We start from the raw sequence: 16463 nt of genomic DNA on the forward strand, positions 1-16463 counted from the left end.
TAAAGTGACAAGTCAGGTCGCCTTCAATGAAATCACCTGCCGCGCCGCACGGTGGGCCGGGTACCAGCTCGCCAGCGTTCCGATCACCACGATCGTTACGGCCACCAGCAGGAAATCGTTCAGGTGCATTTCAACCGGATAGGCATCGATGAGGAAAGTACCGCCGCCGAGCTTCACCAGGCCGAAGTATTGCTGCACCAGGCAAATAATAATGGCCAGCCCGAACCCGACTACCGTTCCGGAACCCGCGATCATCAGCCCCTCGGCCAGGAATATCCTCCGGATGGTGGCGGTCCTGGCGCCCATGGCTTTAAGGATCGTAATGTCTTTCTGCTTTTCTATCACCAGCATCGACAGTGAGCCGATCATGTTGAAGGCCGCGATAACGAGGATGAAACTGAGGAATACGTACGTCAGCCATTTTTCCACCATCATTACATTATATATGGTAGCGTGCTGCTCCATGCGCGTCTGGATCTGCACCCCTTCGCCCAGGAGCGCCTGCAGCGCGCGCTTGACCTTTCGCTCACCCGCACCCGGCGCCATGGCCACTTCGATGGCCGAGACCTCGCCCGGTTGCATATCGAGCATCCGGCGGAGGAACCCGATGTCCACCAACACGTATTTACTATCGAACTCCTGTTGTATCGCGAATGAGCCCGCGGGGTACGCGGTACCGGAAACGACCGACTGGTCGGGCATCAGCGGGTTGAACGCGGCATCGTCGCGCCGCGGCATATAAACGGTAATGGGCACACGGCTTTTCTCCACATCGAGCCCGAGCGACATTTCCACGCCAAGGCCCAGTACGGCCTGCGGCCCCGTTTCATCTTTCAGGCTGTATTCGCCGCTCACCAGTTTGTCTTGCACATGCGCCACTTTGGTGAAATCATCGTCCACACCTTTCACCACCGCGATGGTTTGCTTGGTGCCGTTGCGCACGACCGCTTTTTCTTCGACGGTAGACGAAATGCTCGCCACACCGGGCACGGCGGCGATCTGTTTCAGCTGGTCTGCCGTAAGCACGAAGGTTTTGCCGCTGTCAGGGACGATGCGGAAGTCGGGATAGAAAGATGAGTACAATGATTTGACGAGCCCCGTGAAGCCGTTGAACACGCTGAGAACGGTGATGAGCGCGGCGGTGCCGACGGCGATGGCGCCCACGCTCACCCATGCGATGATATTGATCGCCGTGGTGGATTTTCGGGCGCGGAAATATCGTGCAGCGAATTGCCAGATCATGCGAAAAGATGGACGGGATTAGGGTTTCTGCTTTTTATCGTCTTCGTTGATCTTTTTGAACAGTTCTTCCATTTTGAAAACATGATCGAGCGTATCGTCCAGGAAGAAAGTCAGTTCCGGCACGCGGCGCAATTGCTTCGCGACGCGGTTGCCCAGATCGCGGCGGATCTCGCCCATGCGCTCGTTCATCCGCGCCAGCATTTCAACCGGCGCCTTGATCTGGAACATGCTCAGGTAGACGCGCGCTTCCAGCAAATCCGGCGTCATCTTGACAGAAGAAATGGAGATCATGCCGCCTTCCGTCACGTTGAAGCCCATGCGATTGAAAATATCGCTGAGCTCTTCCTGCACCAGCTGTCCTACCTGCTTTTGTCTTTTAGTTTCTTGCATATATACACCGTTTAAGCTGAACCATCCATGCTCCTAAAGCGTGAAGTAACGTAAAATTAGCCTTTTTTGGTGGTTCCCGCGCCATGCATAGCGCCATTGTGGTATCATTTTTGGGGCAAGAGGCTGCCAAAAGGCACTGTAATTGTTCACAAAAACCATTATTGACGCCTATGATTTCTGTAGTTATTCCTGTGCTCAACGAGGGCGCAACGATCAGACAGGTCATCAAGACCATCAAAAAAACATCCCGACCTATCGACATTATCGTAGTTGACGACAACTCCACCGATAATACCGTAGACGAAGCCCTGAAAGAACGGGTGCGCGTCATCACCAGCAGCCAGCGCGGGAAAGGTATTTCCATGCGCGAAGGCATGATGGCCGCGAAACATGATATCATCATGTATGTGGACGGCGACATTCTCACCTATCCGGACGCCCTGGTGGAAATGTTGACCGACGCAATCGTGAACGACGAAGCCGATTTCACCAAATCTTATTTCGAACGGCAGGCAGGCCGCGTAACGCAGCTGGTGGCCAAGCCGCTGCTGAGTATCCTCTTCCCCGAGCTCGCGCATTTCAACCAGCCGCTCAGCGGGATGATCGCCGCGCGGAAAGACATGCTGCAGCAGGTCCATTTCGAGAACGACTATGGCGTAGACATCGGGTTGCTGATAGACATGCACCTGATGGGCGCGCGCATCCGCGAAGTGAACATCGGCCGGCTCGAGAATGCGATGCAGACCTGGGAACAGCTGAGTAAGATGAGCCGTGAAGTGAGCCGCACCATTCTGAAAAAAGCGGAAAGCATTCCCCAGCAAAACCTTGAAACGCTGGGCAACATCAACATCATCCGCGAGCAGATGGAATATTCGATCCTCGAATCCATCGACAAGCTGCAGAAGATGGTGATCTTCAATCTCGACGAAACGATCTTCCGCGAAAACTACCTGTATTCCGCCGCTGTGGCCTTTGAGCAGGAGGAGTCGCTCGTGCAGGTGCTGCAACATTATACCGATCCGTTGTCGGTGCTCACGCGCAGCGCGGCGCTCTTCCAGGGCAGGAACCTGGCGGAACTGCTGGAGGTGGCGGATAGTATTCCCGTGACGCCGGACATCCGTCATGTCATCCGTGAACTGAAGCGGCGCGGGTATATCTGTGGTTTGATTACGGACGGGTTCGAATGTGTGGCCAACCACATGAAAAACAAGCTGGGCGCCGATTTCGCGTTCGCCAACAGGTTGCACCTGGTGCATAGCGTGGCTACCGGCGAGATTACGGTGCCGGATTATTTCATCTCCGGGAAGAACGGCAGTGCGCAGTATTGCAAAGGCAATATCTTGCGATACATTTCCGACAAATACCACATCCAGTCGCAGAACATTATTTACGTCGGCAACGGCGAGACCGATGGCGACCTGTTGCAGGATGCGGGCATTGGTGTGGCGTACCATCCACAATATGTAGAAACGGCTACGATGGCCGATAAGGTGATCGAAGACAATTGTATGGCACCGTTGCTGGACATTGCGCAGGCGAGCCCCGACAAGGTGAAGAAGCGTTGGCCGACGAAGAGCCAGGCGTTGAACATTGGATTGGGAGGTTTGGCGGCGCTGGCGACGGCGGGATTGGTGTACCTGGCTGCAAAGCAGGTGGGCAAAGCGTTTCGGCGGACGGAAGATTGTGATGAGAAGGCGTTGAAACCTGCATAGTAAAAATCAAAAGGTATATAAACCACGAGCTCCTCCGTTTATTCGGAGGAGCTTTTTTTATCCTCCGATTTTCGGAGATATTCTCTTCCCGCACTGAGATTTCCTCGCCCTTTTTCTCAGGTTATGGTTTCGTTCGTCATTAGTTTCGTGTTGTTGATTTTGATGACGCTTATCATCATAACATGGGATTATTTTATCAGTGGGGGCCGTGATCTCGCGGCCCCGAACCCTTTGCAGTTCCATAACTCGATCCATAAATTGGCCCTGCACAAATAGCGATTCTTGTTGTGTTTGGGTTGTAACAGAAGTATGAACAGGGGCCATTCTTTTGGGTGGCCCATCATCTTATTACCATGTGGATGATTGACGTGTGTGCGATAACGTTAATTTCTGTTCCTGGTGTTTCAATACAGCCTGTAACTACCATTGTGTTTTCAGCTGATAGGTGAAACTGCATTTTTTGATTTGTGGGATGAGTGGTTGTTGGATGCAAGTAATAGATGGACGGTGGCATGAATGTTAGTGTGGAGTGTATGTAGAATGCAAGACATTGATGGACAGCGGCATGGAAGATAGCGTGGAGAGGATGTTGGATGCAAAACATAGATGGGCGGAGGCATAGAAGATAGCGTGGAGAGGATGTTGGATGCAAGTCGTTGATGGGCAGTTGCATGGATGATAGCGTGTAGTAAATGTTGGATGCAAGACATTGATGGGCGGAGGCATGGTTGATAGCTCGGAAAACTAACAGGCAAAAACATGGCGGTCATTTCCTAACGGTCAAATAATCTTTGAAGTCAGGAGAATCCGTGATGCAGCGTTTGCGTTCTGCCATTACACAAAGTCAGACTAAGTTCGTTCAAATACTTCGATTGGTTGGATGCGGTTGCAGCTGGTTGACGAAGTACGACATAGTTGTATTTATTCCTTTTTGAAATGGTTGTTCGCTGTAAAAGAAACCCGAACAGGTCGATTTGCGGAAGGATAGACCACCATACCAACTGGGGTAATGCAGGAGCTATATGATGGGCGCAACCCAACTGTCAAGTAATCCTTGACGGTTCAAATGTTTCAACATGGCGAGGGGTTATTTCCTGTTGATAAAATTGGATACAGCAGTTCGAACTTACAAGAAATACTTGTGGGCTCGCGAGAGCGGTTACTGCTGCCAAGGAGCAGGGGCAAACAAAAAGGCCGTCCTGAACGGACGGCCTTCCATTATTTTTTGCTTGACGGTTATTTGCTTTTGGCGAGTTTCGCTTCGATGCTGAGGGTCGCGTGCGGAACTGCTTTCAGACGTGCTTTTTCGATGAGCTTGCCGGTTTCGCGGCAGATGCCGTAGGTTTTGTTTTCGATACGCACGAGAGCTTTCTCGAGGTGGTCGATGAACTGGATCTGGCGGCTTGCCATCTGGTTGAGCTGCTCGCGTTCCTGGGAACCGGAGCCGTCTTCCATACTCATGTATTTGTTTTCGGTATCATCGGTGCCTGCTTCGTCCTTACGGGTGATCAGGCCCTGGAGGAACACCAGTTCTTTTTTGGCGGCTTCCAGTTTTTTGAGGATGATTTCCTTGAACTCCTGCAACTCGGGATCGCTATAACGATATATCGGACCTGTGGGCGCTTCGGGCTGATCGAGCACGGATTTGGTGAACTCCGGCACGTATGTTACCGCTTTGGCGGAGGAAGAACGGGTGCTTCCGGCGGAGCGGGAAGTCGTTTTTCCAGCAGGTTTCTCAGCAACCCGTTTCGCAGGTTCTTCTGCTTTGGCCTTTTTAACCGGCTCTTTTTCTGATTTTTCCTGTTTGCTCTTTGCCATTATATCTACTTTTTCTACGGGTTTAGCAATAATCGGCCCAGTCTGCGCAACCGGGGTTTTGGCCGCCGGCGCTTTCTTGGTTTTGGGTGCAGGTACCGGTACCGCTTTCACGGTTACGGCCTTCACTGATTTTTTAACGGGAGCTTTCGCCACAACAGCGGGCTTTTTGGCAACAGGAGCAGGCTTAACTGCCGTCTTCTTCACCGGAGCCGCAGCTTTTTTGGCAACAGCAGCGGGCTTTTTAGCCGGCACTGCTTTCTTGGAAGAGGTTGCTTTTGAAGTAGTTACCTTCACAGCCGGTTTCTTGGCAGCAGCTTTCTTCGGAGCGGGCTTCACTACTTTCGCCGCGGGTTTCTTCGCTGCCGCCTTCTTCGGCGCAGCAGCCGGCTTCTTTTTGGCAGGCGCCGCTTTGGCTGCAGCCTTCTTAGGTGCCGCCGCTTTCTTCGCTACCGCTTTTTTCGCAGGAGCCGCCTTCTTGATAGTCTTACCAGCAACCTTCTTCTTTGTTGCCATGGGATTAGCTTTTTTGTTAACTAATACGTTGAATTTAAATTCGTTAACTTCTACCTCCGTACCTTCCTGTAATTGCGGCACTATTTCCAAGCTATCTGCCAAAATTTCCGTGCAAATATAGTCATTAAAGTTCATTAACGCCGATTTCAAGGACGGAACATCTGGTACTTTGACACTGATACGGTCAGTTAACTCAAAACCACTATCCTTCCGTATCTTCTGAATGCGGTTCACCAGCTCTCGCGCATTGCCCTCGTCCATTAATTCAGGTGAAATGGTGATATCCAGGGCCACGGTTAACATACCTTTATTCGCTACTGTCCAGCCTGGAATATCTTCGGAAATGATGTCTACATCCGTCAAACCGATCGGAATGTGCTCATTATCAATACTCAAGCCAAATTCCCCGGACTTTTCCAGCGAGGCAATGTCGTGCTGCGTCATTTCGCCGATCGCACCTGCCACCGCCTTCATCCTGGCACCCATCCGGGTACCGAGGGATTTGAAGTTCGGCTTAATCTTTTTCTTGATAAACCCTTCCGTTTCTGTAAGATACTCAATAGTTTTTACATTCACTTCACTTTTTATCAAGTGCTCCACCAGCGCGATCTGGTCTTTCATATGGGCATCCGTAACCGGGATCAGGATCTTCTGCAAAGGCTGCCGAACCTTGATATTGGTCTTCTTCCGAAGGCTGAGCGCCAGCGAAGATATATCCTGCGCCAACTGCATCCTTTCCTCCAGTTCCGCATCCACCGCAGATTCGTCTACCGCGGGGAAATTGGACAGATGCACCGATGCCTCCGGACGTAAACCGCTGACACTGTTCAGGTTACGATACATCCAATCGGAGAAGAACGGGGAAACCGGCGCCATCAGCTGCGACACCTTCTCCAGGCATTCGTACAGCGTCTGGAACGCACAGATCTTGTCGTGCTCGTACTCCCCTTTCCAGAACCGGCGGCGGCAAAGCCTTACGTACCAGTTGCTGAGGTGCTCGTCCACGAATTCCTGCACGGCGCGGCCCGCCTGGGTGGGCTCGAAATCGTCCAGACTCTCCGTCACCCGCTTCACGAGCGAATTCAGCACGGAAATGATCCAGCGGTCGATCTCGGGGCGGTCTGCCAGCGGGATGTACTGCTCCTGGAAGCGGAAACCGTCCAGGTTCGCGTACATCGCAAAGAAGTTATAGGTGTTGTACAGGGTACCATACAGCTTGCGCTGTACTTCCTTGATACCCTCCACATTGAATTTCATGTTATCCCAGGGCGATGCATTGGTAATCATGTACCAACGGGTGGCATCTGCGCCATATTGGTCGATCGTCTGGAACGGATCTACCACGTTGCCGAGGCGCTTGCTCATTTTGTTGCCGTCTTTATCCAGCACCAAACCATTGGAAACCACGGTTTTATAAGCCACGCTATCAAACAGCATCACGCCCAGCGTATGCAGGGTATAAAACCATCCCCGCGTCTGGTCCACGCCTTCGGCGATGAAATCCGCCGGGAAAGCGAGCCCTTTATCTATATTATCCTTGTTCTCGAACGGGTAATGCCATTGCGCATACGGCATGGCGCCCGAATCGAACCACACGTCTACCAGGTCCGGTTCCCGATACATGGGCTTGCCCGTGGGGCTCACCAGCACGATGTCGTCCACATAAGGCTTATGCAGATCGAGAATACCGTCGTGCAGGTATTTCTTGTTCACATCTCCGCCCAGCACTTCATTGGCTTTGCGGATCCCTTCGTTCAGTTCGGCGATCGACCCGATGCAGATTTCCTCTGTACCGTCTTCCGAACGCCAGATCGGCAGTGGCGTGCCCCAGTAGCGGCTGCGGCTGAGGTTCCAGTCCACCATATTCTCCAGCCATTGGCCGAAACGGCCGGTGCCGGTGGCCGCCGGTTTCCACTTGATGGTCTTGTTCAGCTCCACCATGCGGTCTTTCATGGCCGTGGTGCGGATGAACCACGCGTCCAGCGGGTAATAGAGTACGGGTTTGTCCGTTCTCCAGCAATGGGGATAGGTGTGTTCGTATTTTTCTACGCGGAAAGCGCGGTTTTCTTTCTTCAGCTTTACGGCGATATCTACGTCTACGTCCTTATAATCGGCTTCGTTGATGTAGTTTTTCACGTAACGGCCGGAGAATTCGCCGACATTATCGGTGAATTTGCCCTGGCGGTCTACCAGTGTGAGGATGCCGATGCCGTATTTTTTACCGACGCGATTGTCGTCTGCACCAAACGCGGGCGCGGTATGCACGATGCCGGTACCGTCTTCGGTGGTCACGAAATCGCCCAGCAGCACGCGGAAGGGGTCGCCTTCTTCGGGTTGCGCGAACGGCAGCAGTTGCTCATAACGGATGTTTTCGAGCTGGCGCCCTTTAAAGTCGGCGATTACCTGCCAGGGGATGATTTTATCTTCCGGTTTCCAGGCGTTGAAGTCCCCGTTCAGTCCTTCGGCTTTGAAATATTTGCCGGCGAGGTCTTTGGCCACTACCACGTTGATGGGGAGGTGGGTGTAGGGGTTGAAGGATTTGATGAGTTGATAGTCAATGTTTTCGCCGACCGTGAGCCCGAGGTTGGACGGGAGGGTCCAGGGCGTGGTGGTCCAGGCGAGGAAAAACACTTCTTCCCCGGCGCCGGCGGCGTCGAAGAGGAATTGCGACTTATCGGAGGGCAGGGCTTTGAACATGGCCACTACCGTGGTATCTTTTACGTCTTTATAGGTGCCGGGCATGTTCAGCTCGGCGGAGCTGAGGCCGGTGCCGGCGGCGGGGGAATACGGCTGGATGGAGACGCTTTTATAGAGCAGTCCTTTTTTATAGAGCTGCTGGAGGCACCACCAGAGGGTTTCGATATAATCGTTCTCGAAAGTGATGTAAGGGTGTTGAAGATCAACCCAATATCCCATTTTTCGGGTGAGCTCTTCCCAGACGTCTTTATATTTAAGTACTTCCTTGCGGCAGGTTTCGTTATATTCTTCGATGGAGATTTTTTTCCCGATGTCAACCTTCGTGATGCCGAGCATTTTTTCGACGCCGAGCTCTACGGGGAGGCCATGGGTGTCCCAGCCGCTTTTGCGTTTCACCTGGTAGCCTTTCATGGTTTTGTAGCGGCAAACGAGGTCTTTCAGGGAGCGGGAAATCACGTGATGGATACCAGGGAGGCCGTTGGCGCTCGGGGGGCCTTCATAAAAAACGAAAGGGATGGCGCCGTCGCGGTTGGAGACGCTTTTTTCGAAGATCTGGTGCTGTTCCCATTCCTTCCGGATTTCCTGTTCTATTTGCGGTAAATTCAGCTGGTTATATTCCTGATATTTGCTGGCCATATTCAATACCCCACCTGGTTGTTAATGAATGGATTTTAAAATTCTGCGAAGTTACGAAAATAGGCGGAGGATTCCCTGTGGGCCTGCCGCTCATAAAAAATAATGGAATTTTGAAAAAAATGACGGCGAAATTGGGTAATTTACAATAAACTGTACTTACTTTGCGTTTTTGGCAAGGTTTTGGTACTGAAAGAGAAGACCGTATAACAGAGAAAAACCATATCTTTTATGAAAAGAGTAACGTTACTTCTTTGCGCTGCTATCTTCACTTCCAGCATAGCGTTTTCGCAACAGAAATCCACCAAAAAATCCAAGACCACAGCTAAGAAAGTAGAGGCTCCTGCGCCCGTAAAATCGGCATTTGAGCAAAATGCTCAGTATGCAGGCACTACAGACGCGGCATGGGTGAAAACATCCGGCGGCAATTGGATCGCATCCTTTAGCAGGGACAGCGTGAAGACCGCAGTAGAGTATAACGCCGAAGGAGCCTGGGTGGCTACCCGCAGCGAATACCTGAACGGAGCTGTGCCCGAAACAGTTTTGGGAACTTTGAAGAACAAATATCCGTCTGCCGTTGTTAAAGAAGGGTGGAAAATCGAAAGAGCGGATGTTGCATCTTATTACAAAGTAAGCATCGAAGAAAATGGTGCTGCCAAAACAGTACTGATGAACGATGCTGGCACTATTGTTGATTAGTACTACTTACAACACATAATTAAGTATTTCATAGGTATAGGGATAAATAGGACAGACCCTGCTCTTTTGGGCGGGGTTTTTCTTTTCCTGCAATTGAAAGATTGCTTTCTCTCACAATCAAGCCTGTAAAGGGGATTGATGACTGACGTTCGAGGTAGGCCATTTGACAGACCGCATAAAAAAGGCTGGCTTTCAGCGGACGGAGATTCCCACCGAATAGATAATCCTTCCAACAAAATTGACCGCAGTAAAAATGCGCCTCCCAAGGATTTAATTTCCAGCGGATTGCAAAAACTTCCAACACGTAAGCCCACAAAGGAATTGGCGCTGTCATGCCTTGATCATTCTTCATGCTGATATGACAGAAGCGTCAACAAATGACGCTGATGTTAATCGGATTAACTTTTCCAGCGAAAAGAAATTCCCTCCAACACGTAAGCCCACAAAAGGAATTGGCGCTGTCATGCCTTGATCCTTCCTCCCGCTGATATAACGGCAGCGTAAACAAATGACGCTGATGTTAATCGGATTAACTTTTTCCTACGAAAAGACATCCCCTTCAACACGTAAGCCTACAAAGGAATTGGCGCTGTCATGACATAAAACCTTCCTCCCGCTGAAATGACAAAAGCGTAAGTAAATGCACTGATGTTACCCGGATTAACTTTTCCAACGAAAAGACATCCCCTCCAACAAGTAATCCCACAAAAGGAATTAGCACTGTCATGACGAGATTTCTCCTCCCGCTGATATGACAGCAGCTTTAAGTAAATACAGATTAACCCTTCAAACGAATACCATATCCCCTCCAACCAGAAAGCCCCAAAAAAGCACAAGCCTCTCCCATTCCCGCCAACACCAAATCGGGAAACACCCCACGCATCACAACCCCACAAAGCAGTTCAACCACCCACAACCTTCCCATCCCCCCAACTGTTATTTCTCCAAAACGAAACATATGCGTAACCTCCTCCCAGCCTGCACCCTGGCTATCCTGGCAGCCGCTTGCAACACCCCCTCCAACCCCTCAAACCTCCAGGCCAAAATCGACTCCCTCGAAAATGAATTACAATCCTACCGCGCAGAAAAAGCCCTGGTCGATCAACACCTCACCCGGTTCGACTCGCTCGACTTCGTCTTCTACAGCAACCAGCAATGGCCCGATTTCGCCATCAGCCACGCACACGACATCGTGGCGTATTACCCCGACGGCAGCAAAACCACCGGCCTCGCACCCCAACATATCGACATGCTGAAACCCATGTTCGTGTTTGCGCCCGACACCAAAATCAAACAACATCCCGTCCGCTTCGGCAGCGGCGAATGGACCGCCGTCATCGGTGAAATGGAAGGCACTTTTTCCGCGCCCATGCCCATCGGCAACGGAAAATCCATCCCGCCCACCGGCAAGAAATTCAAATTGTCCATGGCCACGATCGGTAAATGGAAAGACGGGAAAATGACCGAAGAATATCTTTTCTGGGACAACCAGGCCTTCATGCAACAAATCGGTCTCGGGCAAAAATGACCCGCAGGAATAAACAACTGTAGACAAATTTCACGGTAGTCCGCAAAATTCTACGATCGTTCCACAGCCGGCGCCAACAAGAAAAAAGCCGCTACAGAAAAGTAACGGCTTTATGCAAATTACGGTGGAAAAACTTACGGACGGCGGCTCCCGCTCTTTGTCGTGAGTGGTGTTTGATAAGGAGCCGCATTAATGGCTTTACTAACCGCAAGCCTTCCCGATTTAGGTCAAATCTGATAAGGAAGCTTATGAGGTAACCGGATCGATATCCAGTAACGTGATACAAAGATGCATCGATCTTCGTCAAACGAAATATCGGATCGGGAAAAGAATTGATCGTACCGGGAAAAACGAATTAGCGAAGGAGTAACTCACAGGGTTTCAGGCCTGTATGCTTCTTGAAAGCGGTAGAGAAATGTGAAATGCAGGAATATCCCATCATCATGGCCACTTCCGAAACGGACATCCCTTTTTCATACAGGAGACCGCGGGCCTTTTCCATTCTTTCCTTCTGGAAATAATCGTAGATGGTGGTGCCGTACATGGCTTTAAAGCCTTTTTTGAGGTAACATTCGTTCATCGCCACCTTGCGCGCCAGCTCACGGATGGTAATGGGGGCGTCCAGTTGCTCCAGGAGGATGGTGCGCGCCTTTTCGATCTTGGAGCGGTCTTCCATCTGCGTCAGGAAACGGCAACCGTAACGCTCTTCCGTATCGTTCTGGATGAACTGGTCGGAACTGAAAAGCAACAGCTCCAGGGATTTGCTCTGCAGGAAGATGTTCTTCAACACCCCTTCATAATTATGGTGCACCATCTGCTCCAGCACGTTTTTCGACTTCGTGCAGGGCTGGATGGTTTTCATGAAAGGCTTGCGCGATTGCAGCTCGAACAGCGTGCTGTTCGTATTGCTTTTCTGTAAAGACTGGATGAACCCGGGATGGAAACGCACCGTGATCAGATCGATCGAAGGCAGTTTATCGCTCGCGCAATCCGCCGCTTTATGCCCTTCGGCACAAACCCGGTCGTTACAGTTCGGGCGCTGGCAATACTTGTTCCCCGCCACGCAGTACCGCAGTTCGATAGCCGCGCTCTTCCCGCGCTTGGCGGGCTGGTACACCACCATCGCCACATCTTCCACAGGAAGCGGACGATCGTATACATACCGTTGCAGGGTGTAATCAAGACAATCAGGAACGGCGACCGATTCGGACACCGCCAGCTCCAGCTGGTCACTCATGGCAGGCTGCGCCATCGCCAATTGTAATATTTCCTGTATTTCTTTCATGTAAAGCCGGACAAAAGTAACGAATGATTGTTATTATCGCATCAGGCTGACAAAGTCCTTACAATTCCAAGACCTTACCCGGGGAATTGGTATACCTTTAGCAACAGTAGATTACGCATGAAGAAATCCTGGAAAATCATTCTATTCGTAGCCGGCGCCCTGGCCGTAGCACTGCTCGCCGGCGGATGGTACCTCGGCACGCATTGGAAAAAACTGCTCGATGCGGAATTGCGGAGATACGTGACCGAAGGGTCGGACAGCCTCTATACCCTTGCCTATGGCAAGATCCACCTGAATGTGCTCACGGGCAGCGTGGCCATCGATCATGTGGTGCTCCTCCCCGATTCCGCCGTTTACGACCGGCTCGTGCACGAACAACGCGCCCCGGAAGTGCTGTACAACGCCAGACTGGGCCGGGTACAGGTGACGGGACTGAAAATCTGGCGGTATTTCCTGCATAAAGAGGTGGATGCCAGATCGTTCCGGCTCCGCGACCCGGAACTGACCATCGTGCACGACATGCGCAGCAACGATACCACGCCGCGGCGGAGCTTCTACGAATCCGTGTCGCGCTCCATCCGGAATTTCCGCATCGGGGAGATCGAATTGGCCAATACCAGCCTGCTTTTCACGCAAATCCGGAAAGACAGTAGCCGCAAGATCACGAAACTCGGTAATCTCGACGTGGTATTACGAAATCTCGCCATCGACTCCATCAGTCAAAACGACCTGACGCGGGTGCTGTATGCGCAGGATTTTACCGTGGGGCTCCGGAAATGGGAGTACCGGACGGCCGACAGCCTGTACTGGATGCGGCTTTCCAATATTTCCTTCAATGCCGTGGCCAAACAGTTGACCGTGGCCAGCTTCCAGCTCGATCCCCGGTACAGCAAATCCGAATTCGACAAAAGGATCGGCACGCAAAAGGATCGTTTTCAATTGACTTTCAATAACATAGTTGCAGATGGCGTACTGCTCCGCCACATCCTTCAGCAGGAGGCGGTTATCCGCAAAGCGAGCATCGACGGCGGGGAACTGCATGTTTACCGTAACCGGGGGCTTCCCATGCCGCCTGGCGATCTGCTCGGCAAGTTTCCCAACCAGCTGCTCATGAAGCTGGAGCTGCCTTTGCGGATTGATACGCTCACGGCGCAGGGCGTGCAGGTGAGTTATTCGGAGGTGAACCCGGGCAACGGGCAAACCGGCGTGGTGGAGTTCCACCAGGCGGGGGGCACTTTCCGCAATATCACGAACGTGGATTCCATGGTGCAGAAAAATCCCCACGCCACGGTAGACCTTCACGCCATCCTCATGCGGACCGGCAAGCTGAAAGCGCATTTCGATTTCGCGCTGGGGAACGATGCGGGTGCTTTTGCCGTAAGCGGGAAACTGAACGATATGGACGGCAGGGAGATGAACGCGGCTACCAAACCGCTGGGCGAGGTGTCTATCCGTTCAGCAAAAATCCGGGAGCTGGAATGGCATATCCGGGGCAATGAGCGTTCGGCCGCGGGCACGCTCACCATGCGATACGACGATCTGAAGATCGATTTCCTGAAAGATATCGTGGCGAAAGGGAAGAAACGGAAAAAAGGGCTGGTGAGCCTCATCGCGAACCTGATGGTGATCCAGAACGAAAACCCTTCGCCGGGGCAGCCTTTGCGGACAGCAAAGCCCAAATTCACGAGAGACCCGCAGAAATCGTTCTTCAACCTCGTCTGGAAGACCATTTTCACCGGCATCAAGGAAACGGTGCTGACCGATATGGCCGCCGGGTTGTAGACTGCAGTTTCCACCGACTATCCACACCCCTCAAATTAGCCTTGTTTTTCATGGAAATTAGCCTGATTTTCCGTATTTTTGCTGGATATTCAACGGATTTGTTCAAAAAAGATTTTCAGCTAAAAATATGAGTGAAGAATTAGTGCAAGCACCGCCTGCTACCAGCAATTACGGCGCCGATAATATCCAGGTATTGGAAGGGCTGGAAGCCGTGCGCAAACGCCCCGCCATGTATATTGGCGACATCGGTGTCAAAGGTTTACACCATCTTGTATACGAGGTGGTAGACAACTCCATCGACGAAGCCCTGGCCGGATATTGCAAGAACATTGATGTAACCATTTGTGAAGACAATTCCATCCGCGTAAAGGACGACGGCCGTGGCATCCCCACGGGCATGCACCAGAAAGAACAGCGTTCCGCGCTGGAGGTGGTGATGACCGTACTGCACGCCGGTGGTAAATTCGATAAAAACACCTACAAGGTGTCTGGCGGTCTGCACGGTGTGGGCGTATCCTGCGTGAACGCATTGAGCGACCCCCTGCATGTGACCGTTCACCGCGAAGGCAAGATCTTCGAACAGGAATACAGAATGGGGCACCCCCAGTATTCGGTACGGGAGATCGGCACGAGCGATATTACCGGGACGACCGTTCATTTCAAACCGGACGCCACCATTTTCACCGAAACGGTATATAACCGCGAAACCCTCGCCGGGCGCCTCCGTGAGCTGGCTTTCCTGAACCGCAACATCCGCATCACGCTTAACGACGAGCGCGAGAAAGACGAAAACGGCAACATCTTCAGCGAAACCTTCTTCAGCGAAGGCGGTATCATCGAGTTCGTGCAGCTGATCGACAAGAACGGCCGCCGCAACCCGCTGCTGCCCAACCCGATCTATATCGAAACGCACGACGCCAACGCCAATGTGGCGGTGGAAGTGGCCATGCTCTACAACGATTCGTTCAACGAGCACATCTTCTCCTACGTTAATAATATCAATACCATCGAAGGCGGTACCCACGTAGCCGGCTTCCGCAGGGCCATCACCCGCGTGTTCAAGTCGTACGGCGATAAGAACAAGCTGTTCGAGAAATCGAAGGTGGAGGTGACGGGAGACGACTTCCGCGAAGGGCTGTCCTGCATCGTGAGCGTGAAAGTTCCCGAACCGCAGTTCGAAGGCCAGACCAAAACCAAGCTCGGCAACTCCGACGTAATGGGTATCGTGGACTCCGCGGTAGCCAACGTGCTGGACGCTTACCTGGAAGAACATCCCAAGGAAGCCAAGCAGATCATCAACAAGGTGGTGCTCGCCGCCCAGGCCCGCGAAGCCGCCCGGAAAGCCCGCCAGATGGTACAGCGCAAGAGCGTGATGACCGGCAGCGGCCTCCCCGGCAAACTGGCCGATTGCTCCGACAACGATCCCAACAAATGCGAGCTCTTCCTCGTCGAAGGGGACTCGGCGGGTGGTACGGCCAAACAGGGCCGTAACCGTAACTTCCAGGCCATCCTGCCGCTGCGCGGTAAGATCCTGAACGTGGAAAAAGCCCTCGAGCACAAAATCTACGAGAACGAAGAGATCAAAAATATCTTTACGGCGCTTGGCGTAACCATCGGTACACCCGACGACGATAAAGCCCTCAACCTCAGCAAACTCCGTTATCACAAGCTGATCATCATGACGGATGCCGACGTGGACGGAAGCCACATCGCCACCCTCATCCTCACCTTCGTATTCCGCTACATGCGCGAAATGGTGGAGCAAGGGTATGTATACCTCGCTCAGCCCCCGCTGTACCTCGTGAAGAAAGGCAAGGAATTCCAGTACGCCTGGAACGAAGAACAGCGCAAGGCGGCCGTTACGCGGCTGGCCGGCGGCGGTAAGGAAGACAGCGTGACCATCCAGCGATATAAAGGTTTGGGTGAGATGAACGCCGAACAGTTGTGGGACACCACGATGGACCCGGACGTTCGTACGCTGAAACAGGTGACGATCGACAATCTCCCGGAAGCCGACCGCATCTTCACCATGCTCATGGGCGACGAGGTACCCCCGCGCCGCGAATTCATCGAATCGCACGCCAAATACGCAAAAATCGACGCGTAACCCGCTCGGTATTAATATCTTGCAGAAAGCGGCCGTTCCCCTTCAAAAGGAACGGCC

Annotated in this window: 10 protein-coding genes; 5 read left to right on the forward strand and 5 right to left on the reverse strand. The window is 52.3% G+C overall.

What is annotated here, in order from left to right:
• Window positions 1–12: 12 nt before the first annotated feature.
• Together WJU22_RS03065 and rbfA are read right to left on the reverse strand one after the other, a co-directional pair.
• Entirely contained in the window at window positions 13–1242 is a 1230-nt protein-coding gene (locus tag WJU22_RS03065; protein ID WP_341841820.1) for an FtsX-like permease family protein, read from the reverse strand.
• Between the two features lie 18 nt (window positions 1243–1260).
• Entirely contained in the window at window positions 1261–1632 is a 372-nt protein-coding gene (gene rbfA, locus WJU22_RS03070) for a 30S ribosome-binding factor RbfA (RefSeq protein ID WP_341841821.1), read from the reverse strand.
• Window positions 1633–1802: 170 nt separating this feature from the next.
• On the opposite strand from rbfA, the gene WJU22_RS03075 reads away from it, so the two are divergent.
• Window positions 1803–3344, forward strand: a complete 1542-nt coding sequence (locus tag WJU22_RS03075) for a glycosyltransferase (RefSeq protein ID WP_341841822.1) — start codon at window positions 1803–1805, stop codon at window positions 3342–3344.
• 1236 nt (window positions 3345–4580) lie between these two features.
• Here WJU22_RS03075 and ileS read toward each other — a convergent pair.
• The gene (gene ileS / locus WJU22_RS03080) at window positions 4581–9008 is read right to left on the reverse strand and encodes an isoleucine--tRNA ligase (RefSeq protein ID WP_341841823.1); all 4428 of its coding nucleotides are present in this window, start codon (window positions 9006–9008) and stop codon (window positions 4581–4583) included.
• A gap of 228 nt (window positions 9009–9236) precedes the next feature.
• Here ileS and WJU22_RS03085 point away from each other — a divergent pair, with 228 nt between their 5' ends.
• Window positions 9237–9704 carry a PepSY-like domain-containing protein gene (locus WJU22_RS03085; protein ID WP_341841824.1) on the forward strand — a complete coding sequence of 156 codons (468 nt, stop codon included), beginning with the start codon at window positions 9237–9239 and terminating at the stop codon, window positions 9702–9704.
• Window positions 9705–9732: 28 nt separating this feature from the next.
• Here WJU22_RS03085 and WJU22_RS03090 read toward each other — a convergent pair whose 3' ends face one another.
• Window positions 9733–10056, reverse strand: a complete 324-nt coding sequence (locus tag WJU22_RS03090; RefSeq protein ID WP_341841825.1) for a hypothetical protein — start codon at window positions 10054–10056, stop codon at window positions 9733–9735.
• Between the two features lie 606 nt (window positions 10057–10662).
• Here WJU22_RS03090 and WJU22_RS03095 point away from each other — a divergent pair.
• Window positions 10663–11232, forward strand: a complete 570-nt coding sequence (locus WJU22_RS03095; RefSeq protein WP_341841826.1) for an ester cyclase — start codon at window positions 10663–10665, stop codon at window positions 11230–11232.
• Between the two features lie 355 nt (window positions 11233–11587).
• Here WJU22_RS03095 and WJU22_RS03100 read toward each other — a convergent pair whose 3' ends face one another.
• Window positions 11588–12517: a helix-turn-helix domain-containing protein gene (locus WJU22_RS03100; protein ID WP_126244490.1), complete on the reverse strand. Its 930-nt coding sequence runs from the start codon at window positions 12515–12517 to the stop codon at window positions 11588–11590.
• Between the two features lie 117 nt (window positions 12518–12634).
• Here WJU22_RS03100 and WJU22_RS03105 point away from each other — a divergent pair, with 117 nt between their 5' ends.
• Window positions 12635–14299 carry a hypothetical protein gene (locus WJU22_RS03105; RefSeq protein ID WP_341841827.1) on the forward strand — a complete coding sequence of 555 codons (1665 nt, stop codon included), beginning with the start codon at window positions 12635–12637 and terminating at the stop codon, window positions 14297–14299.
• 127 nt (window positions 14300–14426) lie between these two features.
• A complete protein-coding gene (gene gyrB / locus WJU22_RS03110; protein ID WP_341841828.1) occupies window positions 14427–16406 on the forward strand; it encodes a DNA topoisomerase (ATP-hydrolyzing) subunit B in 1980 nt (659 codons plus the stop codon).
• Window positions 16407–16463 lie beyond the last annotated feature (57 nt).

It is taken from the genome of Chitinophaga caseinilytica, assembly GCF_038396765.1.
Lineage (GTDB): Bacteria > Bacteroidota > Bacteroidia > Chitinophagales > Chitinophagaceae > Chitinophaga > Chitinophaga caseinilytica.